The organism is Pseudomonas botevensis, from assembly GCF_019145475.1.
In the GTDB taxonomy this organism is placed as follows: domain Bacteria; phylum Pseudomonadota; class Gammaproteobacteria; order Pseudomonadales; family Pseudomonadaceae; genus Aquipseudomonas; species Aquipseudomonas botevensis.
Genome location: NZ_JAHTKI010000001.1, coordinates 459,614 through 479,492, shown reverse-complemented (window position 1 = coordinate 479,492; position 19,879 = coordinate 459,614). Strand labels below are relative to the sequence as shown.

The 19,879-nt window shown below is 61.4% G+C and carries 21 protein-coding genes; 6 read left to right on the top strand and 15 right to left on the bottom strand.

The features are described from left to right. The first annotated feature begins 54 nt into the window (after nucleotides 1-54). Nucleotides 55-504, top strand: coding sequence for a Cd(II)/Pb(II)-responsive transcriptional regulator (gene cadR / locus KVQ74_RS02295; protein WP_217829379.1), 450 nt, complete (start codon nucleotides 55-57; stop codon nucleotides 502-504). A 20-nt stretch (nucleotides 505-524) separates the two neighbouring features. Here cadR and KVQ74_RS02290 read toward each other — a convergent pair whose 3' ends face one another. The 4 genes from KVQ74_RS02290 to KVQ74_RS02275 form a co-directional block, all read right to left on the bottom strand. Further along, nucleotides 525-1,364 carry a hypothetical protein gene (locus KVQ74_RS02290; protein ID WP_217829378.1) on the bottom strand — a complete coding sequence of 280 codons (840 nt, stop codon included), beginning with the start codon at nucleotides 1,362-1,364 and terminating at the stop codon, nucleotides 525-527. A gap of 153 nt (nucleotides 1,365-1,517) precedes the next feature. After that, the gene (locus tag KVQ74_RS02285; protein ID WP_217829377.1) at nucleotides 1,518-2,489 is read right to left on the bottom strand and encodes a thymidylate synthase; all 972 of its coding nucleotides are present in this window, start codon (nucleotides 2,487-2,489) and stop codon (nucleotides 1,518-1,520) included. 50 nt (nucleotides 2,490-2,539) lie between these two features. Then, entirely contained in the window at nucleotides 2,540-3,355 is an 816-nt protein-coding gene (gene lgt / locus KVQ74_RS02280) for a prolipoprotein diacylglyceryl transferase (protein ID WP_217829376.1), read from the bottom strand. A 91-nt stretch (nucleotides 3,356-3,446) separates the two neighbouring features. Beyond that, entirely contained in the window at nucleotides 3,447-4,229 is a 783-nt protein-coding gene (locus KVQ74_RS02275; protein WP_217829375.1) for a sulfite exporter TauE/SafE family protein, read from the bottom strand. 131 nt (nucleotides 4,230-4,360) lie between these two features. On the opposite strand from KVQ74_RS02275, the gene KVQ74_RS02270 reads away from it, so the two are divergent. Further along, nucleotides 4,361-5,107, top strand: coding sequence for an NRDE family protein (locus tag KVQ74_RS02270; protein WP_217829374.1), 747 nt, complete (start codon nucleotides 4,361-4,363; stop codon nucleotides 5,105-5,107). 186 nt (nucleotides 5,108-5,293) lie between these two features. On the opposite strand, the gene ptsP is transcribed toward KVQ74_RS02270, so the two are convergent. Together ptsP and KVQ74_RS02260 are read right to left on the bottom strand one after the other, a co-directional pair. Next, entirely contained in the window at nucleotides 5,294-7,573 is a 2,280-nt protein-coding gene (gene ptsP, locus KVQ74_RS02265) for a phosphoenolpyruvate--protein phosphotransferase (RefSeq protein WP_217829373.1), read from the bottom strand. A gap of 22 nt (nucleotides 7,574-7,595) precedes the next feature. After that, entirely contained in the window at nucleotides 7,596-8,075 is a 480-nt protein-coding gene (locus tag KVQ74_RS02260; protein WP_003229203.1) for an RNA pyrophosphohydrolase, read from the bottom strand. Nucleotides 8,076-8,217: 142 nt separating this feature from the next. On the opposite strand from KVQ74_RS02260, the gene KVQ74_RS02255 reads away from it, so the two are divergent. After that, nucleotides 8,218-8,874 (top strand): histidinol-phosphatase, encoded by a 657-nt coding sequence (locus KVQ74_RS02255; RefSeq protein WP_217829372.1) that lies wholly within the window; start codon nucleotides 8,218-8,220, stop codon nucleotides 8,872-8,874. Between the two features lie 91 nt (nucleotides 8,875-8,965). Here KVQ74_RS02255 and KVQ74_RS02250 read toward each other — a convergent pair whose 3' ends face one another. Next, nucleotides 8,966-9,391: a DUF2269 domain-containing protein gene (locus tag KVQ74_RS02250; protein WP_217829371.1), complete on the bottom strand. Its 426-nt coding sequence runs from the start codon at nucleotides 9,389-9,391 to the stop codon at nucleotides 8,966-8,968. Between the two features lie 39 nt (nucleotides 9,392-9,430). Beyond that, nucleotides 9,431-10,945, bottom strand: coding sequence for a threonine ammonia-lyase, biosynthetic (gene ilvA / locus KVQ74_RS02245; RefSeq protein WP_217829370.1), 1,515 nt, complete (start codon nucleotides 10,943-10,945; stop codon nucleotides 9,431-9,433). A gap of 148 nt (nucleotides 10,946-11,093) precedes the next feature. Between ilvA and rpiA the strand changes: the two genes are divergently transcribed. After that, entirely contained in the window at nucleotides 11,094-11,768 is a 675-nt protein-coding gene (gene rpiA / locus KVQ74_RS02240) for a ribose-5-phosphate isomerase RpiA (RefSeq protein ID WP_217829369.1), read from the top strand. Between the two features lie 58 nt (nucleotides 11,769-11,826). Here the strand turns inward: rpiA and KVQ74_RS02235 are convergent, their stop codons facing one another. From KVQ74_RS02235 to KVQ74_RS02220, 4 genes are all read right to left on the bottom strand, one after another. Then, the gene (locus tag KVQ74_RS02235) at nucleotides 11,827-12,744 is read right to left on the bottom strand and encodes an SdiA-regulated domain-containing protein (protein WP_217829368.1); all 918 of its coding nucleotides are present in this window, start codon (nucleotides 12,742-12,744) and stop codon (nucleotides 11,827-11,829) included. A 117-nt stretch (nucleotides 12,745-12,861) separates the two neighbouring features. Beyond that, nucleotides 12,862-13,785, bottom strand: coding sequence for an SdiA-regulated domain-containing protein (locus KVQ74_RS02230; RefSeq protein WP_217829367.1), 924 nt, complete (start codon nucleotides 13,783-13,785; stop codon nucleotides 12,862-12,864). Nucleotides 13,786-13,969: 184 nt separating this feature from the next. Then, entirely contained in the window at nucleotides 13,970-14,635 is a 666-nt protein-coding gene (locus tag KVQ74_RS02225; protein ID WP_217829366.1) for a fumarylacetoacetate hydrolase family protein, read from the bottom strand. A gap of 41 nt (nucleotides 14,636-14,676) precedes the next feature. Continuing rightward, nucleotides 14,677-16,071, bottom strand: coding sequence for an FAD-binding oxidoreductase (locus KVQ74_RS02220; RefSeq protein WP_217829365.1), 1,395 nt, complete (start codon nucleotides 16,069-16,071; stop codon nucleotides 14,677-14,679). A 206-nt stretch (nucleotides 16,072-16,277) separates the two neighbouring features. On the opposite strand from KVQ74_RS02220, the gene serA reads away from it, so the two are divergent. Further along, nucleotides 16,278-17,507: a phosphoglycerate dehydrogenase gene (serA, locus tag KVQ74_RS02215; protein ID WP_217829364.1), complete on the top strand. Its 1,230-nt coding sequence runs from the start codon at nucleotides 16,278-16,280 to the stop codon at nucleotides 17,505-17,507. 62 nt (nucleotides 17,508-17,569) lie between these two features. Here the strand turns inward: serA and KVQ74_RS02210 are convergent, their stop codons facing one another. Beyond that, nucleotides 17,570-17,995 (bottom strand): DUF4399 domain-containing protein, encoded by a 426-nt coding sequence (locus tag KVQ74_RS02210; protein ID WP_217829363.1) that lies wholly within the window; start codon nucleotides 17,993-17,995, stop codon nucleotides 17,570-17,572. A 134-nt stretch (nucleotides 17,996-18,129) separates the two neighbouring features. Between KVQ74_RS02210 and KVQ74_RS02205 the strand changes: the two genes are divergently transcribed. Then, complete coding sequence (locus KVQ74_RS02205; RefSeq protein WP_217829362.1) at nucleotides 18,130-18,693, top strand: transporter substrate-binding domain-containing protein; 564 nt, start codon at nucleotides 18,130-18,132, stop codon at nucleotides 18,691-18,693. A 51-nt stretch (nucleotides 18,694-18,744) separates the two neighbouring features. Here KVQ74_RS02205 and KVQ74_RS02200 read toward each other — a convergent pair whose 3' ends face one another. Beyond that, nucleotides 18,745-19,230 (bottom strand): DUF523 domain-containing protein, encoded by a 486-nt coding sequence (locus KVQ74_RS02200; protein ID WP_217829361.1) that lies wholly within the window; start codon nucleotides 19,228-19,230, stop codon nucleotides 18,745-18,747. Between the two features lies 1 nt (nucleotide 19,231). Continuing rightward, nucleotides 19,232-19,864 (bottom strand): 2OG-Fe(II) oxygenase, encoded by a 633-nt coding sequence (locus KVQ74_RS02195; RefSeq protein WP_217829360.1) that lies wholly within the window; start codon nucleotides 19,862-19,864, stop codon nucleotides 19,232-19,234. Between the last annotated feature and the right edge of the window lie 15 nt (nucleotides 19,865-19,879).

Genomic DNA, 19,879 nt, shown 5'->3' with positions numbered 1-19,879 from the left:
AGTAAAGACCCTGTAGCCACTATAGGGTCAAGCACCCTTTTGGAGATTGCCGTCATGAAGATCGGAGAACTGGCGAAACAGACCGATTGCGCCGTGGAAACCATCCGCTACTACGAACGCGAAAACCTGCTGCCGGAGCCGGCCCGCAGCGACGGCAACTACCGCGTCTACACCCAGGTCCACGCCGAGCGCCTGACCTTCATTCGCAACTGCCGCACCCTCGACATGACCCTGGAGGAAATCCGCGCCCTGCTGACCCTGCGCGACAGCCCGCAGGACCAGTGCGAAAGCGTCAACGCGCTGATCGACGAACATATCCTGCACGTCAAGGCGCGGATCGACGGGCTGCTGGCGCTGCAGACGCAACTGCTCGACCTGCGACAGCGGTGTGGCGAGGGACCGGAAGTGGATCAGTGCGGGATCTTGCAGCGCCTGGAAGTCAGTGGCGGGGTGGTGGCGGCGGAGGTTGAGCATTCGCACGTGGGCCGTAGTCACGGCCATTGAGTTCGCCACGACTTGTCGGGCTAGACCAGCTGAAACTCGAGAGTGCCCCGGTATCCCATGCCGTACTTGGTCACCGAAGACATTCCTGCGCCGAGGAAATAACTGCAGAAGACCTTGACCCATTCCCCACGAAAGTCCTGGTAGACCGAGGGCTGGATGTGAAATTGAAAAGGTTCGCCAGGGGTAACCGCCAACACGCGTTGAAAGTCTCTCCAGTAAAGCGGGTTGGGGCCAGGCTGAGTATCACTGTGCCAGGTAACCTCCATGGCGTTATTGGTCCGCATATTGATGATTCTTGGAATCTGCAGCGCCACACCATCTGGAAACCTATCGATCTCCAACTGGCCATTCACGACACCCGGGATCACTATCGGCCCCGTTTGTTCCAGTGCCGGTGCAACCGTCAGCATCAATGAGGCCGAAGGAATGACGCTCCCGCCTCTGTTGATGACCGCGATGACTTCGACCTTGCTCCCTACAAACCTCAATGCTTCAGCATCTGAAATGGAAAATCGCAGGCGCGTGCTCAGATCGGTAAGCGTTTGAGGCGGTAACTGAAAGCCACCTCCCCCACCCTCGATGGCCTGCCCTTGCACGCGTATTTCATCGCCGATCTCATGATCAACAGCGTTGACTATGACTTCGAAAAAAACCGAGTCCCTGAAGTTAGGCGCGCCATTGAGCACTTCAGCCGCCAACACACTCCCCCAAGGCCAAAATGATCCGAAATGATCAATCACTCCAGAGCTCGCTCGGCAGCCGGCAAGCGGCGCGTAGGGAATCGCGTGGGGGGTCTGAGCCGCATAGCCAATGACCTGCTCCGAGAATCCGTTGGCTGGATCAACTGTATTCACTGACATAGCGGGCTCCGCAAATAAGAAAAGGGTGTTTGACTGACCTCGGCCGAATGGCTCTTGGTCAGTCAAACACCCTTTCATTCACCCGCCACCTGTCAGAGTTGACAGTCTGTTAGATCGTTTCGCAATCAAACAACGCTCGCAGAACCGGCTGGATCAAACCGCCATCGGCGCGGTCATCGGCGCATGGTGCTCGTAGCCTTCCAGCGAGAAATCGCCTGGCTCTACAAGCTCCAGCCATTCCGGCTGGTACACGCCGGTCTTGGCGAATTCCGGTACGCGGTCGGAGATTTTCAGTTTCGGCATGGCGAATGGCTCGCGCTTGAGCTGTTCGTTGAGCATGTCCAGGTGGTTTTCATAGACGTGCGCGTCGCCGATGAAATAGGTGAACCAACGCGGCGTGTAACCGGTCAGGCGGCCGATCAGGCTGAGCAGCGCGGCGCCTTCGGTGAGGTTGAACGGCGTGCCGAGGCCCAGGTCGTTGGAGCGGATGTAGAGGGTCAAAGAGATCTCTCTGGTCTCGACATTCGGGTGGAACTGGTACAGCAGATGGCACGGCGGCAAGGCCATTTCATCGAGCTGGGCGCAGTTCCAGCCGTGGAACAGGATACGGCGGCTGCCCGGATCCTTGATGATCGTGTCGACACACTGGCGGACCTGGTCGATGGCCTTGTACAGCACCACGTAGGCCTGGCCGTCCTCTTCGCCCTGGGCAATCTGCTTGTAGCCGTTGCTCAAGGTTTGCTCGATGGCCGCGGTGTTGCTCAGCGGAATCTGCTTGTACGCCGGCCATTTGCGCCATTGCACGCCATAGATTTCGCCGAGGTCGTCGTCGCCCTGACGGAACGGGTTGGCCAGCCACTGGGCGTTTTCATTGGCGTTCTGATCCCAGACCTTGCAGCCCAGCGCCCGGAATTCAGCGGCGTTGTTCACACCCCGCAGAAAGCCGCACATCTCGCCGATGGCGGATTTGAAAGCCATCTTGCGGGTGGTGATCGCCGGGAAACCTTCCTGCAGATCGAAGCGCAACATGGCGCCCGGAAAACTGATGGTGTTCACGCCGGTACGGTTGGCCTGCTTGGTGCCGTTGGTGATGACGTGCGACACCAGATCGAGATATTGCTTCATGAGTTACCTGTGTCCTTGAGCCCCGGCCAACCGCGCCGGGGTTCGAATATTTAAGCCGTCGGTGCAACCGGTGCCGTCGGGGCACGGCGGTAGGCCAGCCAGATCAGGAACAGCCCGCCGATGATCATCGGTACGCAGAGTACCTGACCCATGGTCAGCCAGTTCCAGGCCAGATAGCCCAGTTGCGCGTCCGGCACGCGGACGAATTCGACGATGAAACGGAAGATGCCATAGAACAGCGCGAACATGCCCGAGACCGCCATGGTCGGACGCGGCTTGCGCGAGAAAATCCAGAGGATCAGGAACAATGCCACACCTTCGAGCGCGAACTGATACAGCTGCGACGGATGACGCGGCAACTGCGCCGGATCGCTGAACGGCGGGAAGACCATGGCCCACGGCACGTCGGTCGCCTTGCCCCACAACTCGGCGTTGATGAAGTTGCCGATGCGCCCGGCGCCCAGGCCGATCGGCACCATCGGCGCCACAAAGTCCATCAGCTGGAAGAACGACTTGTTGTTGCGCTTGCCGAACCACACCGCCGCTAGCATCACGCCGATGAAACCACCGTGGAACGACATGCCGCCCTTCCACACTTCGAAAATCAGCGTCGGGTTGGCCAGGTAGGCGCTCAGATCGTAGAACAGCACGTAACCCAGGCGCCCGCCGACAATCACCCCCATCGACAGCCAGAACACCAGGTCGGAGAGTTTTTCCTTGGTCCAGGTCGGGTCGAAACGGTTGAGCCGGCGCGATGCCAGCAGCCATGCGCCGCCGATGCCGACGAGGTACATCAGGCCGTACCAGTGGATTTTCAGCGGACCGATGGCCAAAGCCACCGGGTCGATCTGCGGGTAAGGCAGCATTGCGACTCCTCGTTAGAGTTGAAAGCGAAATTCCCGGGGGACGCTGCCACCTCAGGATTAAGCCAGGATTGCGGACTGCCCGGAACCAAAGTCAGAGCAGAAAATTCAGGCCGACGCAGAACAGCAAAGCGGCAAACAGCCGTTTCAGCAACTTCGGCGACAACGTGTGGGCCAATCGCGCGCCGAGACGGGCGAAGACCATGCTGGTCAGGGCAATGCCCAACAGCGCCGGCAAATACACAAAACCGAGACTATGGGCCGGCAGCAACGGATCATGCCAGCCCAGAATCATGAAACTTAATGCACTTGCCAAAGCGATCGGCAAGCCGCAGGCCGACGACGTCGCTACCGCCTGCTGCATCGGCACGCTGCGCCAGGTCAGGAACGGTACGGTCAGCGAACCGCCACCGATGCCGAAAATCGCCGAGGCCCAGCCGATCACGCTGCCGGCCACGGTCAGACCGAGTTTTCCCGGCACCGTTCGGCTGGCCTTGGGTTTGAAGTCCAGCGCCAGTTGCACGGCGATCACCAGGGCAAACACGCCAATGATTTTTTGCAGGTTGGGACCGGAAATCGCTTCGGCCGTCAGCGCGCCGAAACCCGCGCCGATCAGGATGCCAACGGTCATCCAGACAAAGATCGGCCAACGCACCGCGCCTCGCCGATGGTGTTCGCGCACGGCGTTGACCGAAGTGAAGATGATCGTCGCCAGCGACGTGCCGACCGCCAGGTGGGTCAGGATCGACGGATCGAAGCCCTGCAAGGTGAAACTGAACACCAGCACCGGGACGATGATAATCCCGCCGCCAACCCCGAACAGCCCGGCCAGCACGCCCGCACAGGCACCCAGCGCCAGATAGAGCAGAAATTCCATGACCGCCTCCCAAGGCGCATCCCCCAAACCGGAGCGGCATGGTAACGGATGCATGGCCTTCGGCTCCACTGGCGATGGATGCGTGGCCGATGTCTGCGTAGAGTGGGCAAAAAACACACAAGGACCACCTTATGTGCCTGATCGTTTTCGCCTGGCGACCGGGGCATGCCCAGCCGCTGATCGTCGCGGCCAACCGTGACGAGTTCTACGCCCGGCCCAGCCTGCCGCTGGCCCAGTGGCCGGAAGCACCGCATGTGCATGCAGGCCGTGATCTGGAGGCGGGCGGCACCTGGCTTGGCCTCGGCGCCAACGGGCGCTTCGCCGCGCTGACCAACATCCGCGATCCCGGGCAACCGGCGTCGCGACGCTCCCGAGGCGAGTTGGTGGCGGGGTTTCTTACCGCAAATCTGTCGATTGACGATTACTTGTCCGACGTTGTCGACCGAGCGCCGGAATATGCCGGGTTCAACCTGTTGCTGGGTAACGCCAACGAGTTGTGGCATTTCAACGCTCGGGCGTCAGAGCCGGTGATGTTGCAGGCGGGGATCTACGGGGTATCCAACGCCGGGCTGGATACCCCGTGGCCGAAACTGCTCAAGGCCAAGGCGGCGCTGAGCGCGGTACTGGATGATCCGCAGCCCGAGCGCTTGCTGGAATTGTTGAGTGATGCGCAGGCGGCGCCGGATGCCGAACTGCCGGATACCGGGGTGGGGCGAACGACCGAGTCGTTGCTGTCGAGCGTGTTCATCGCCAGCCAGAGCTACGGAACGCGGGCGAGTACGGCGCTGATTGTCCAGGCGGACGGGACGCGGCGGATGGTGGAGCGCAGTTTCGGGCCTTACGGGGGGCATCTCGGGGAAGTGGATATTTGCATTTAACCCTCCCCTCACACCCCGCCCTCTCCCGGTGGGAGAGGAAGCCGACCGAGTTGTTTTACGCTATGCGTCGACCTGAAAGACCGAGTCGAACTCAGGTTTGAAAACTACGAAGATCGGCTCCCTTTCCCCCTCTTCCCTCTGGGGAGAGGGTTGGGGTGAGGGGTGACTTTCGAAACCGCTGAAAATCTAGGCAGGCTTGACCGACGCCGGATTGACCATCCGCGCCAACCCGAGGTTCTTCAGCGCCAGTTGCAGCGAGCTGTGGATTACCTGCGGGTTGTCGATACCCATCAATTCCGCCAGCAGATCCTTGGCCTTGCTCAGGTTGATCTGACGCAGCATCCATTTCACCTTCGGCAGGTTGGTGGCGTTCATCGACAGGCTGTCGAAACCCATCGCCATCAACAGCACCGCCGCCGCCGGATCGCCGGCCATTTCTCCGCAGATGCTCACCGGCTTGCCTTCGGCATGGGCGTCGCGCACCACGGTTTGCAGGGCTTGCAGCACCGCCGGGTGCAGGTAGTCATAGAGGTCGGCCACACGCGGGTTGTTGCGATCCACCGCCAGCAGGTACTGGGTCAGGTCGTTGGAGCCGACCGACAGAAAGTCGACCTGCCGCGCCAGTTCTTTGGTCTGGTACACCGCCGCCGGAATCTCGATCATCACCCCGACCGGTGGCATCGGCACGTCGGTGCCTTCGTCGCGCACTTCGCCCCACGCACGGTGGATCAGGTGCAGCGCTTCTTCGAGTTCATGGATGCCGGAAATCATCGGCAGCAGAATCCGCAGGTTGTTCAGGCCTTCGCTGGCCTTGAGCATCGCGCGGGTCTGCACCAGGAAGATTTCCGGGTGATCGAGGGTGACGCGAATCCCGCGCCAGCCGAGGAACGGGTTGTCTTCCTTGATCGGGAAGTACGACAACGCCTTGTCACCGCCGATGTCCAGGGTACGCATGGTCACCGGTTGCGGGTGGAACGCGGCGAGCTGTTCGCGGTAGATCGCCAGTTGTTCCTTCTCGCTCGGGAAACGCTCGTTGATCATGAACGGCACTTCGGTGCGGTACAGACCCACACCTTCGGCACCGCGCTTCTGCGCCCGCGCCACGTCCGCCAGCAGGCCGGTGTTGACCCACAGCGGCATGCGGTGACCATCGAGGGTCACGCAAGGCAGGTCGCGCAGGGAATCGAGGCCCAGCGCCAGTTGTTTCTCTTCTTCGACCACCTCGGCGTACTGCTTGCGCAACACTTCGCTGGGGTTGGTAATCACCTCGCCACGATTACCGTCGACGATCAGCTCGATGCCGTCGACCTTGGCATACGGCAGATCGACCAGGCCCATCACCGTCGGGATGCCCATGGCCCGGGCCAGGATCGCAACGTGGGAGTTGCCCGAGCCGAGGACCGACACCAGACCGACCAGGGTGCCTTCCGGCACCTCGCCGAGCATTCCCGGCGTCAGCTCCTCGCTGACCAGAATGGTTTTTTCCGGATAGACCAGGTTCTGCTTGCGCTCTTCCTGCAGGTAAGCGAGCAGACGCCGGCCCAGATCCTTGACGTCCGATGCCCGCTCACGCAGATACGCATCGTCCATCAGTTCAAAACGGTTGACGTGTTCGGTGACCACTTGGCGCAACGCGCCCTGCGCCCATTGGCCGGTCTTGATCACGTCGGTGATTTCGCTGCCCAGCGAGGCATCGTCGAGCATCATCAGGTAGACATCGAACAGCGCGCGCTCTTCCGGGCGCAACTGGGTCGCCAGCTTGGCGGACAAGGTACGCATGTCGGCGCGCACGCCTTCGATGGCGGTCTTGAACAGCGCCAGTTCGGCGTCGATGTCGATGATGGTCTTGTCCGGCACCACGTCCAGATCCGCCGGCGGCAGCATGACCACCGCCGTACCGACCGCCGCGCCCGGCGAACCCGGCACACCGACGAACTTGGCTTCCTGGATGCCCTTGCCCTGCCGGCCCAGACCACGGATCGAACCGGTGGCCTCGGCGTGGGCAATAACGCCGGCGAGCTGCGCGCTCATGGTCACGAGGAAGGCTTCTTCGCCTTCGTCGAACTGACGGCGTTCTTTCTGCTGGATGACCAGCACGCCGACGACGCGGCGGTGGTGAATGATCGGCGCGCCGAGGAACGAGGCGTAGCGCTCCTCGCCGGTTTCGGCGAAGTAGCGATAGCGCGGGTGATCCGCGGCGTTTTCGAGGTTCAGGGGTTCTTCACGCGTGCCGACCAGGCCGACCAGACCTTCGTTGGGTGCCATGCTGACCTTGCCGATCGAGCGCTTGTTCAAGCCCTCGGTGGCCATCAGCACGAAGCGATTGGTCTCGGGATCAAGCAGATAGACCGAGCAGACCTGGCTGCCCATGGCCTCTTTGACGCGCAACACAATAATCCCCAACGCCGCCTTGAGATCCTTGGCGGAGTTAACTTCCTGGACGATCTTGCGCAGCGTATTGAGCATGGCTCGGGGTCGAACTCCGTCGTCAGTCGCGCGCTAAAAGGCGCGGGGCAAGCTCTTTGAGAGCGCGGCGATACACTTCGCGCTTGAATGTCACCACCTGGCCCAACGGATACCAATAGCTGACCCAGCGCCAGCCATCGAACTCCGGTTTACCGGTCAAATCCATCCGCACCCGCTGCTCGTTGGAGATCAGGCGCAGGAGAAACCATTTCTGTTTCTGGCCGATGCACAGCGGTTGGCTGTGGGTACGCACCAGACGTTGCGGCAAACGATAGCGCAACCAGCCCCGGGTACAGGCGAGAATTTCAACATCTTCGCGTTCCAGGCCCACTTCTTCGTTCAGCTCGCGGTACAAGGCGTCTTCCGGGGTCTCTTCGGGGTTGATTCCCCCCTGCGGAAACTGCCAGGCATCCTGATTGATACGGCGAGCCCATAGCACCTGGCCGGCGTCATTCGTCAGAATGATCCCGACATTAGGGCGGAAACCATCGGGGTCGATCACGGCAACAACCTCGCAAACGCATGTCGCCGCATTGTTCCACAAAGATTGCGAAGGCAGCAACGCGGTTCCTAGCTTATGTGCACTCTTGTGAAAAGACCGTATTCTTGTCGCCTTTTTACAGACTTATCAGCGGGTAACTGCAATGCGCCTGGCTCTATTCGATTTGGACAACACCCTTCTGGGCGGCGACAGCGATCACGCCTGGGGCGACTACCTGTGCGAACGCGGCTTCCTCGACCCGGTCGCCTACAAGGCGCGCAACGACGAGTTCTACCAGGACTACCTGGCCGGCAAACTGGATAACGCCGCGTACCTGAACTTCTGTCTGGAGATCCTGGGTCGCACCGAAATGGCCGTGCTCGAGCAATGGCACAACGATTACATGCGCGACTGCATCGAGCCGATCATGCTGCCCAAGGCGCTTGAACTGCTGAAAAAGCATCGTGATGCCGGCGACAAACTGGTGATCATCACCGCCACCAACCGCTTCGTCACCGCGCCGATCGCCGTGCGCCTGGGTGTCGAGACGCTGATCGCCACCGAATGCGAGATGGTCGACGGGCGCTACACCGGGCGCAGCACCGACGTGCCGTGCTTCCGTGAGGGCAAGGTGACGCGGCTGAATCGCTGGCTGGAAGAAACCGGGTATTCGCTGGACGACAGCTATTTCTACAGCGACTCGATGAATGATCTGCCACTGCTGGAGCAGGTGGCGAACCCGGTGGCGGTGGACCCTGATCCGAACCTGCTGGCCGAGGCCGAAAAACGCGGCTGGCCGGTGATCAGCTTGCGCGGCTGAGATAACCCTCGCGGGCAAGCCCGCTCCCACCGTGGAATGCATTCTCCTGTGGGAGCGCTTGCCCGCGAAGCGGTCGACCCGGTTTCAAGCCTTATACAGGCTTGGCCCCCATCAACCCGGCAATCGCCACAAAGCAGACCAGGCCGAACAGCGCCAGGGTCAGGCTGAACCGACCCACGCCACCCGGCGCCTTGCGCAACCGGTTCAAGCGCACCAGCAACCAGAACCACGCCAGCGCCGCCACGGTGTAAAGCACGCTGGAGGCGAGAATCCACGTCTGCCCCAACGGCCAGCCCACCAGATGCACCATCCACCAGCCGGTGAACGGCATGCTCAGCAGTGCCAGCGCCATCAGCAGCCAGACGAACACCCGTGGCCGTTGCAAGGTGCGGCTGCCCGCCGTGGCATCACCGTTGCGCCTCGCGCGCCAGACCCAGAATCCCAGGCCCAGCGCACCGACCAGCAACACCACGGTTGCCACCACATGCGCCACTTTCAGGGCAGTTAACGTTTCCATCGCGCGTCTTCCTTAGGGCCTGCCCATCAGCGTAGCCGCTCAGCCGAGAAACAGCTGATAGGCCGGGTTGTCGCTTTCGTCCCAGTACGGGTAGCCGATTTCCTCAAGCGCCGCCGGCACCAGATGGCGCTCGTCGTGAGGCACTTGCAGGCCCGCCACGACCCGGCCATCCGCCGCGCCATGGTTGCGGTAATGAAACATCGAGATGTTCCAGCGTCCGCCGAGCTTGTTGAGGAAGTTGAACAGCGCGCCCGGCCGCTCCGGGAACTCGAAGCGCAGCACCACTTCATCGACCACCTGCGCCGCGCGCCCGCCCACCATATGGCGGATGTGCAGCTTGGCCAGTTCGTTGTCGGTCAGGTCGAGCACCGGGAAACCCTGCTCGGTCAGGCTCGCCAACAGCGCGCTGCGCGGGTCGTTGTCCGGGTGAGTCTGTACGCCAACGAAGATGTGCGCTTCGCTGCCGGTGTTGTAGCGGTAGTTGAATTCGGTGATCTGACGCTTGCCGATGGCCTCGCAGAACGCCTTGAAGCTGCCGGCCTGCTCGGGGATGGTCACGGCGATGATCGCCTCGCGGCCCTCGCCCAGCTCGGCGCGTTCGGCGACGTGGCGCAAGCGATCGAAGTTGACGTTGGCCCCGGAGTCGATGGCGACCAAGGTCTGGCCGCTGACGCCGCGCTGCTCGACGTACTTCTTGATCCCGGCCACGCCGAGGGCGCCAGCAGGTTCGGTGATCGAGCGAGTATCGTCGTAGATGTCCTTGATCGCCGCGCAGATTTCATCGGTGCTGACGGTGATCACCTCGTCGACGTAATCCTTACAGATGTCGAAGGTGTGCTGGCCGATCTGCGCCACGGCCACGCCGTCGGCGAAGATGCCCACGGTCGGCAGCACCACGCGCTCGCCCGCCGCCATCGCCGCTTGCAGACAGTTGGAGTCGTCCGGCTCGACGCCGATGACCTTGATGTCCGGGCGCAGGTATTTGACGTAGGCCGCGATGCCGGCGATCAAACCGCCGCCGCCGACCGGAACGAAGATCGCGTCCAGCGGCTGCGGGTGCTGGCGCAGAATCTCCATTGCCACCGTGCCCTGCCCGGCAATGGTGTGCGGATCATCGTAAGGGTGAATGTAGACGTAGCCCTTTTCGTCGACCAGTTTCAGCGAATAAGCCAGCGCCTCGGGGAACGAATCGCCGTGCAGCACCACTTTGCCGCCACGGGAGCGCACGCCTTCGACCTTGATCTCCGGGGTAGTCTTGGGCATCACGATGGTCGCTTTCACGCCCAGCACTTTCGCCGCCAGGGCCAGGCCCTGCGCATGGTTGCCCGCCGACGCGGTGACCACGCCACGGGCGCGCTCTTCGTCGCTCAACTGGGTCAGCTTGTTGTAGGCGCCGCGAATCTTGAACGAGAACACCGGCTGCAAGTCTTCGCGCTTGAGCCAAATATCGTTGCCCAGCCGCTCGGAGAGCTGGCGAGCGTTCTGCAACGGGGTTTCTACGGCAACGTCATAAACGCGCGAGGTGAGGATCTTCTTGACGTACTGTTCGAGCATCGGAAAGCATCACTGAGCGGGTTGGGCAGGGCCAAGGAGTCTAACCCGGCTTTTGTCCGGACGACCACACGATTACAGAGGTTTTAGCGACGCTTGAGGCTATAATGCCGGCCTTTCCGTTCTCACCTTGCCCGCTTCCGGAGCCCGCATGACCCAGGATCAACTCAAACAGGCCGTGGCCCAGGCCGCCGTGGACTTCATCCTGCCGAAACTCGACGACAAGAGCATCGTCGGTGTCGGCACCGGCTCCACCGCCAACTGTTTCATCGACGCCCTGGCCCAGCACAAGGGCGCATTCGACGGCGCGGTCGCCAGTTCCGAAGCCACGGCCGCGCGCCTCAAGGGCCACGGCATTCCGGTTTACGAGCTGAACACCGTGAGCAACCTGGAGTTCTACGTCGACGGCGCCGATGAAAGCGACGACCACCTGAACCTGATCAAGGGCGGCGGCGCGGCCCTGACACGCGAGAAGATCGTGGCGGCCGTGGCCGAAACCTTCATCTGCATCGCCGACGCCAGCAAACTGGTGCCGGTGCTGGGCGCGTTCCCGCTGCCGGTGGAAGTGATCCCGATGGCCCGCAGCCATGTCGCCCGCCAACTGGTCAAACTCGGCGGCGACCCGGTCTACCGCGAAGGCGTGCTGACCGACAACGGCAACATCATCCTCGACGTACACAACCTGCAGATCACCAACCCGGTGGAACTGGAAGCGCAGATCAACGCCATCGTCGGCGTGGTCACCAACGGCCTGTTCGCCGCGCGCCCGGCGGATCTGCTGCTGCTCGGCACCCCTGAAGGCGTGAAGACCCTGACTGCCGAATAAGCGCAACGACCGGTGGGAGCGGGCAAGCCCGCTCCCACCCAGGTTTTAGTGGTGTTGGTCAGTTCTGCACTGGCTTGCGGAAGACGTAGAACAGGTTCGGCTCGCTCACCAGATACAGCGCGCCCTCGTCATCCATCGCAATGCCCTCCGCCTGCGGCACGGTTTTCTTCAGGCCCTGCCGGCCACCGCTCAGGGACATGGTGCTCAACGGGCGCCCGTCCACATCCAGCTCCAGAATCAGCCGTGACTCGTCGGACAGCGCCAGCAGGTGGCCGCTGCGCTCGTCGTATTGCAGGCTCGACAGATCACGCACGAACATCCCGGCGTCGCGCTTGGGATTGTTGATCACATGCACCGCGTAGGACTTTTCCGGATTGAAGTGCGGAAATCCATGCACCTCGTAGATCAGCATCGGGTCACGCTCCTTGGCGACAAACAGACGCTTGCCCACCGAGTCATACGCCAGCCCCTCGAAACCCTTGTTGCCGCTCATGTGTACACCGAGGGTCATTTGCTCGGCATCCGCCGCATCGAGGAAAGTGGTGTCGGCCTCCACATGGATTTTGATCAAGCGTTGCTGGCGCTCGTCGGTGATCACGTAGGTGTCGGCGCTGATGAACTCCACCGCCTCCGGATCACCGAAGCCGATCAGCGCGATCCGGCGCAGGATCTTGCCTTCAAGAGAAAGCTCAATCAGCTCGGCATTCTTGTTGGTCACGGTGAACAGGCTTTTGCGCACCGGATCGTAGGTCAGCGCCGAAACATCATCGTCCAGCCCGTCGATCACATGCGCCTCGATCTCCACCCGATACTGGTCCAGGCCAATGGCCTCGCTGCTCAACGGCTGCCACAGGGTATGCAGATTGAACCAGGCGCGCTCGAACAGGCGCAGGTATTGGCCGATCGCGATCAACACGATCAGGGCAATCACCGAAAGGATGACAAACAAGGGTTTGGGGCGGGTAAATCGGCGCATTCAGGCAGGCTCGGCATCAAAACAGGCGGATGAAATATCACGCCTGTCTGAACTGAAGCTTAATGGCCACTTGCCGCGATCTACAACTGCACAATTGCGTAAGGGTTGCAGGAGCGATCAGCGCTGCTTTTCGAAGCGGTAGAACAGGTTCGGCTCACTGACCATGTACAGCGTGCCGGCTTCATCCATGGTCACGCCTTCGGCACGGGGGATGGTGTTCTTCAGGCCGTTGAAACCGCCGAGCAGGGTCATGAAGCTGACTTGCTCGCCCTTCTCGTCCAGCTCCAGCAACAGGTGGGAATCGGCGGAAAGCACCAGGGTGTGGCCGGTGCGCGGATCGATCGCCAGGGCCGAGAGGTTGCGGATGTCCAGTTCGTCGCTGTCGAGTTTGCGCTTGTCGCCGGTGAGGGTCTGGCTGCCATCGCTTTTCCAGGTGAACAGCGCGGGCGGACGCTCCTCACCCAACAGCAGTTGCTGATTGCGCTTGTCCCAGGCGACCGCCTCAAAGGCCTTGTTCTGGTTTTTCGACGGGCCGAGGTCGTATTTCGGGAAGTCGGCGACGTTCAGTTCACGGGTATTGGCGTCAACCTTGACGATCGTCAGCAGGTGTTCACGCTCATCGACGATCGCCATCAGGCCGTTTTCCATCACCGTCACGCCTTCCGGATTGCTCCAGCCCACCAGCGGCATCTTGCGCAGCACATCGCCCTGCAGGGTCAGTTCGACCAGGAACGGATTCTTGCCCATCACCGAGAACAGGGTTTTGGTCTGCGGGTTATAGGACAGGTCCGAGGCCTCGTCCTTTTCCATGCCCGGCAGCAGCTTGGCGTCGATCACGGCCCGATAATCCGGCAGCCAGACACTTTCGCTGCGCTCGGCGGGGCTTTCGAAGCGCTCCAGCACCCACAGCACGCCACGGTCATCCCAATGCATGACGAACGCCAGGCCATACACAGCAGCGGCCACCAGCAACAGCCAGGAATACCAGCGCATGGCGAAGCGCGAACGACGGGAGGTTTTGAGCTGAGTTTGAGATGACATCAAGGGACGCGTTCCGAAAATTCAGGCTATGGGTAATAGCACAAAGAGGCCGGCTCAGACGCCAGAATTGCGGAAATTATCCAGACAGGATGTGAAAAAAACGGCAAATGGCGGGATTGCCGTGTGTTGCCAACAACCAAATTGGGAGCGAGCAAGCCCGCTCCCACAGTTTGCCGTGCTGCGCTTAGCGCACGCTGCTGGTGAAGCGGCTGGCGCCCGGCAGTTCCAGCACGATGTCATCGCCGACATTCAGCGGACCGACGCCCACCGGCGTGCCGGTGAGGATCACATCGCCGGCCTGCAGCGAGAAGCAGCCGGCCATGTGCTGGATCATCGGCACGATCGGGTTGAGCATCGCGCTGCTGTTGCCGTCCTGGCGCACTTCGCCGTTGATGGTCAGGCGAATGCCAATGTCAGTCAGGTCGGCAAAGGTGCTGGCGGCCACGAACGGTGCAATGACCGCTGCGCCGTCGAAGGACTTGGCGATTTCCCACGGCAAGCCCTTGGACTTGAGCTCGGCCTGTTTGTCGCGAAGGGTCAGGTCCAGCGCCGGGGCGAAACCGGAGATGGCGTCCAGCACTTCTTCGACGCTTGGCCTGGTCGACAGCGGCTTGCCGATCAACACGGCGATTTCCGCCTCGTAATGCACCGAGCCACGCTCGGTCGGAATGCTGAAACCGCCTTCCAGCGGCACCACACAACTGCCGGGCTTGATGAACAGCAGCGGCTCGGTAGGGACCGGGTTGTCCAGTTCCTTCGCGTGTTCGGCGTAATTGCGCCCGATGCACACCACTTTCCCCAGCGGAAAGTGAATTCGCGTGCCGTCGACATACTGGTGCTGATAGCTCATTTACCGACTCCTGCCTTCATTGATTCATCAGGGATTGCAGATCAAACCGCGAAGATTTTGCCCGGGTTCATGATGCCGTTCGGGTCGAACACCGCCTTTACGGCTTTCATGTACTCGATTTCCACCGGCGAGCGGCTGTAGGTCAAGTAATCGCGCTTGGTCATGCCCACGCCATGTTCGGCGGAGATCGAACCGTTGTACTTCTCGACGGTTTCGAACACCCACTTGTTGACGGTGGCGCACTTGGCGAAAAACTCGTCCTTGCTCAGGTTGTCCGGCTTGAGGATGTTCAGGTGCAGGTTGCCGTCGCCGATGTGGCCGAACCAGACAATTTCGAAATCCGGGTAGTGTTTGCCGACGATCGCGTCGATTTCCTGGAGGAACGCCGGGACTTTCGAGATGGTGACCGAAATGTCGTTCTTGTACGGCGTCCAGTGGGAGATGGTTTCGGAGATGTATTCGCGCAGCTTCCACAGGTTCTGCAACTGGGTTTCGCTCTGGCTCATCACGCCGTCCAGCACCCAGCCCTGCTCGACACAATGCTCGAACGTCTCGAGGGCGCTGTTGGCCACCTCTTCGGTGGTCGCTTCGAACTCCAGCAACGCGTAGAACGGGCAATCGGTTTCGAATGGCGCCGGCACGTCACCACGACCCAGCACCTTGGCCAGGGCCTTGTCGGAGAAGAATTCAAACGCGGTCAGGTCGAGCCGGCCCTGGAAGGCGTGCAGCACCGGCATGATCGAGTCGAAATCCTGGGTGCCGAGCACCATCGCCGTAAGGTTTTTCGGCGCGCGGTCCAGGCGCATGGTGGCCTCGACCACAAAACCCAGGGTGCCCTCGGCGCCGATGAACAGCTGGCGCAGGTCATAACCGGTGGCGTTCTTGATCAGGTCCTTGTTCAGCTCCAGCACATCACCCTTGCCGGTGACGACCTTCATGCCCGCGACCCAGTTGCGGGTCATGCCGTAGCGAATGACCTTGATCCCGCCGGCATTGGTGCCGATATTGCCGCCAATCTGACTGGAACCGGCCGAAGCGAAGTCCACCGGATAGTAGAGGTCATGTTCTTCGGCGGCATTCTGCAATTGTTCGGTGACCACGCCCGGCTGACAGACGGCGGTGCGGTCGGTGAGGTTCACGTCGAGAATCTGGTTCATGTAGTCGAACGACACCACCACTTCACCATTGGCCGCCACCGCGGCGGCGGACAACCCGGTGCGCCCGCCGGACGGCACCAGCGCGACCTTGTGCGTGTTGGCCCAGCGCACAATGGCCTGCACCTGCTCGATGCTCTTGGGGAACACGATGGCGCTCGGCGCCGGGGCGAAGTGCTTGGTCCAGTCCTTGCCGTACGCATTCAGGGAGTCGGCATCGGTCAATACTTTGCCAGGCTCAACCAGGGTCTTCAGTTCATCAATCAGGGCAGGACTGGTCATCGACAGAACTCTCGAACAATTCATGGTCATCCTGAAGACGCTTCACGTCGCAGGAATGAGTGTTTAGCGGGGTGGCTATGCTAGCATACCGACCCCGCAGGACAGTGCCCAAGGCCTGATCTGCGGCGACGGCTTTCCTGCCGTGCGGGTCAGCTCCGGGCTGCGCCCTTCCCTGCCATTTTTCTCCGGGATACAGGTTTACGCAGATGAGCAAGACTTCTCTCGATAAGAGCAAGATCAAGTTCCTTCTTCTCGAAGGCGTCCACCAATCGGCTGTCGACGTCCTCAAGGCGGCGGGCTACACCAGCATCGAGTACCTCACAGGTTCCCTGCCGGAAGCCCAGCTCAAGGAAAAGATCGCTGACGCTCACTTCATCGGCATTCGTTCGCGCACCCAACTGACCGAAGAGATCTTCGATCACGCGAAGAAGCTGGTAGCTGTCGGCTGTTTCTGCATCGGCACCAACCAGGTTGACCTGGAAGCGGCCCGCGAGCGCGGCATCGCCGTGTTCAACGCGCCGTACTCCAACACCCGCTCCGTGGCGGAACTGGTACTGGCCGAAGCGATCCTGCTGCTGCGCGGCATCCCCGAGAAAAACGCTTCCTGCCACCGTGGCGGCTGGATCAAGAGCGCGGCGAACTCCTTCGAGATCCGTGGCAAGAAGCTGGGCATCGTCGGCTACGGCTCGATCGGCACCCAACTGTCGGTCCTGGCCGAAGGCCTGGGCATGCAGGTGTTCTTCTACGACACCGTGACCAAGCTGCCGCTGGGCAACGCGACCCAGGTCGGCAACCTGCACGAACTGCTGGGCATGTCCGACATCGTCACCCTGCACGTTCCTGAAACCGCCGCGACCCAGTGGATGATCGGCGAGAAGGAAATCCGCGCCATCAAGAAGGGCGGTATCCTGATCAACGCCGCGCGCGGCACCGTGGTCGAGCTGGATCACCTGGCCGCCGCGATCAAGGACAAGCACCTGATCGGCGCCGCCATCGACGTGTTCCCGGTGGAGCCACGCTCCAACGACGAAGAGTTCGAAAGCCCGCTGCGTGGCCTGGACAACGTCATCCTGACCCCGCACATCGGTGGCTCGACCGCCGAAGCGCAAGCCAACATCGGTCTGGAAGTGGCGGAAAAACTGGTCAAGTACAGCGACAACGGTACATCGGTATCGTCCGTGAACTTCCCCGAAGTGGCCCTGCCAGCTCACCCTGGCAAGCACCGCCTGCTGCACATCCACGAGAACATCCCGGGTGTGATGAGCGAGATCAACAAGGTCTTCGCCGAAAACGGCATCAACATTTCCGGTCAGTTCCTGCAGACCAACGACAAAGTCGGCTACGTCGTGATCGACGTCGACGCCGAATACTCGGAGCTGGCGCAAGAGAAGCTGCAACACGTCAACGGCACCATCCGTAGCCGCGTGCTGTTCTGATCGCGTCCTGAGCTGCAAAAAAAGGGAGCCTTCGGGCTCCCTTTTTCATGCCTGTGGAAAAGTCATTCCACGTTGACGGTGATCTTCTTCGAAACGATCGGCGGATCGAACGCCATGTGGCCGCTGTCACCCAGTTCCAGTTGCAGGGTGTGCTTGCCCGGGGCCAGTTTGATCTCAGCCTGGGTCTGCGCCTTGCCGAAGTGCATGTGGTTGGCGTCGGTCGGGACGACCGAGCCGGCCGGGACGATGTCCTTGGCATCGATCAGCAGGTGATGGTGACCGGTGTTCTTGGTGACATCACCGGCCGGGGCCAGCGCGATGTCCTTGACACCGAACTTGACGGTGAACGTCTGCGAAACGGTCGCCCCGTCCTCGGGAGAAACGATGAACACTTCTGCACCTTTCGGCGCCGGGGTTGCCGCACTCGCCAGCACCGAAACACCCATCAGCACACCAGCCAACGCTGCACGTGACATAAAGCTTTTCATTTTCTTCTCCAGTTTTTCCGTAAAATCCGCACGGTCATGACAACTTCATGACCATTCGTTGTCGAAGGCACTCGACAACCATAGCAAAGCGAGCCTGAACAGCAGGCCGCGACAATGATTTCAAAGGAGTGACCATGCGTTTTCTGCCTGGCCTGATCTGCCTGCTTCCCCTTCTGAGCCCGCTGGCTCATGCCGAACTGATTGATGACGTCAACGACCGTGGCGAGTTGCGCATAGCCCTTGAGGCTAATACACCGCCCTTCAATTTCAAGGAAGGCGACACGCTCACGGGGTTCGAGGTCGAGCTGGGTCAGCTGTTGGCCCAGGAGCTGGATGTGCGCGCCGACTTTATCGTCACCGACGCCAGTGATCTGCTCCAGGGCGTTGAAAGCGGCAAGTACGACGTCGCGCTCAACCACATAGCACTGACACCGGAACTCAAGGATCGTTTCGACTTCAGCGAGCCCTACAGCCACGTCGATGCGCAATGGCTGGCAAAAAAGGATGAGCAGCCACGGCCGCTGGTGCTGGTACAGGCGCTGACCGAAGAAAAACCCAAGGAGGGGCCGCCGGTGGAGCTGGCGATTCCGTTCCAGAAGGGCAATCCGGCGTTTCACGCCAGCCTGGAGAACGCGCTGCAGCGGATCAAGGCGGATGGGCGATTGGAGGCGTTGTCGAAGAAGTGGTTGAAACCTTAGAAGCCCCCTTTCCCTTCGGGAGAGGGCTGGAGTGAGGGCGAAGATTCCGGATCAGTGCAACATTTCCAGAGCCACCGCAGCCTCAGCCAATTCAAGCTCGCTGAAAACCTGCACGCCATGGCGCTTGAGCAACGCGGCGGTAACGCCCTCGCCACTCACCTTCACCCCACTGAACGTCCCGTCATAGGTCAACAGATTCCCGCACGAAGGGCTGTTGGCCTTGAGCACCGCCACCCGAATCCCGTGCTTTTGCACCAGCGCCAGCGCCTGCCGCGCACCGTCCAGAAACTGCGCACTGACATCTTCGCCCTCGGTGGTCATCACCGACGCCAGGCCATCAAGCACTTCCCCGCCCTGCCCGCCGGGAATCTCTGCTGCCGCCCGTGGCGTCGGCAGACCGCCGGCAACCTCCGGACACAGCGGCACTACCCGGCCTTCGCTGATCCACTGTTCCAGCCGATCGAACGGCCCGCTGGCGCCACCGTCGTAACGCACGCGATGGCCCAGCAGGCAGCGGCTGACGAGGATTTTTTCCATCTCAGAATGGCTCGTTGCCACGACGGCGGAACCAGCCGGTCAGCGACAGGCGCTCACGATTGGCCGGCAGGACTTCGTGAGGCACTTCGCCGGAGAGGAACACCACCAGACAACCGCCGGTAGGCTGCACGTCATAGGCCCGATCCTCGTCGAGGTACATGCGCAACTGACCGCCATCCTCCGGCAACCAGCCGTCGTTGAGGTAGATCACCGCCGACACCATGCGCCGGTCATCGTCGCGGAAACGGTCGACGTGCCGCCGATAGAACGCCCCCGGCGGGTACAGGGCGAAATGGCATTCGAAGTCTTCCAGCCCGAGAAACAACCCGCGATTGAGGGCCTCGCGCAAGCCGTCCATCAGGCCCAGGTAGCGGTCACTGGCTGCGGATTCGCCCGGTTCGATCCACTGGATATGGTCACCCCGAATCCCCTCGCGAATCTCCGAGGCCGGCCCGCGCCCGACCGCCGCCGGTGCCAGTTCGCCTTCGGCCGAACGCTTGCGGCACTCGGCCGCCAGCGCGCGGGTCAAATCCGCAGGCAGGAAAATGTTCTGCTGCGACCAGCCGCGCTCGGCCAGGTCGTCGACGATACGTAACAGCAGCGGGTGATCTGAGGATATTTGCATGGCGCGCATAGTATGCCTGCGGCA

What these genes read in the sequence shown, in the direction of transcription:
- cadR (WP_217829379.1), top strand. Translation starts at nt 55, where the DNA reads ATGAAGATCGGAGAACTGGCGAAACAGACCGATTGCGCCGTGGAAACC.
- KVQ74_RS02290 (WP_217829378.1), bottom strand. Translation starts at nt 1,364, where the DNA reads ATGTCAGTGAATACAGTTGATCCAGCCAACGGATTCTCGGAGCAGGTC.
- KVQ74_RS02285 (WP_217829377.1), bottom strand. Translation starts at nt 2,489, where the DNA reads ATGAAGCAATATCTCGATCTGGTGTCGCACGTCATCACCAACGGCACC.
- lgt (WP_217829376.1), bottom strand. Translation starts at nt 3,355, where the DNA reads ATGCTGCCTTACCCGCAGATCGACCCGGTGGCTTTGGCCATCGGTCCG.
- KVQ74_RS02275 (WP_217829375.1), bottom strand. Translation starts at nt 4,229, where the DNA reads ATGGAATTTCTGCTCTATCTGGCGCTGGGTGCCTGTGCGGGCGTGCTG.
- KVQ74_RS02270 (WP_217829374.1), top strand. Translation starts at nt 4,361, where the DNA reads ATGTGCCTGATCGTTTTCGCCTGGCGACCGGGGCATGCCCAGCCGCTG.
- ptsP (WP_217829373.1), bottom strand. Translation starts at nt 7,573, where the DNA reads ATGCTCAATACGCTGCGCAAGATCGTCCAGGAAGTTAACTCCGCCAAG.
- KVQ74_RS02255 (WP_217829372.1), top strand. Translation starts at nt 8,218, where the DNA reads ATGCGCCTGGCTCTATTCGATTTGGACAACACCCTTCTGGGCGGCGAC.
- KVQ74_RS02250 (WP_217829371.1), bottom strand. Translation starts at nt 9,391, where the DNA reads ATGGAAACGTTAACTGCCCTGAAAGTGGCGCATGTGGTGGCAACCGTG.
- ilvA (WP_217829370.1), bottom strand. Translation starts at nt 10,945, where the DNA reads ATGCTCGAACAGTACGTCAAGAAGATCCTCACCTCGCGCGTTTATGAC.
- rpiA (WP_217829369.1), top strand. Translation starts at nt 11,094, where the DNA reads ATGACCCAGGATCAACTCAAACAGGCCGTGGCCCAGGCCGCCGTGGAC.
- KVQ74_RS02235 (WP_217829368.1), bottom strand. Translation starts at nt 12,744, where the DNA reads ATGCGCCGATTTACCCGCCCCAAACCCTTGTTTGTCATCCTTTCGGTG.
- KVQ74_RS02230 (WP_217829367.1), bottom strand. Translation starts at nt 13,785, where the DNA reads ATGTCATCTCAAACTCAGCTCAAAACCTCCCGTCGTTCGCGCTTCGCC.
- KVQ74_RS02225 (WP_217829366.1), bottom strand. Translation starts at nt 14,635, where the DNA reads ATGAGCTATCAGCACCAGTATGTCGACGGCACGCGAATTCACTTTCCG.
- KVQ74_RS02220 (WP_217829365.1), bottom strand. Translation starts at nt 16,071, where the DNA reads ATGACCAGTCCTGCCCTGATTGATGAACTGAAGACCCTGGTTGAGCCT.
- serA (WP_217829364.1), top strand. Translation starts at nt 16,278, where the DNA reads ATGAGCAAGACTTCTCTCGATAAGAGCAAGATCAAGTTCCTTCTTCTC.
- KVQ74_RS02210 (WP_217829363.1), bottom strand. Translation starts at nt 17,995, where the DNA reads ATGAAAAGCTTTATGTCACGTGCAGCGTTGGCTGGTGTGCTGATGGGT.
- KVQ74_RS02205 (WP_217829362.1), top strand. Translation starts at nt 18,130, where the DNA reads ATGCGTTTTCTGCCTGGCCTGATCTGCCTGCTTCCCCTTCTGAGCCCG.
- KVQ74_RS02200 (WP_217829361.1), bottom strand. Translation starts at nt 19,230, where the DNA reads ATGGAAAAAATCCTCGTCAGCCGCTGCCTGCTGGGCCATCGCGTGCGT.
- KVQ74_RS02195 (WP_217829360.1), bottom strand. Translation starts at nt 19,864, where the DNA reads ATGCGCGCCATGCAAATATCCTCAGATCACCCGCTGCTGTTACGTATC.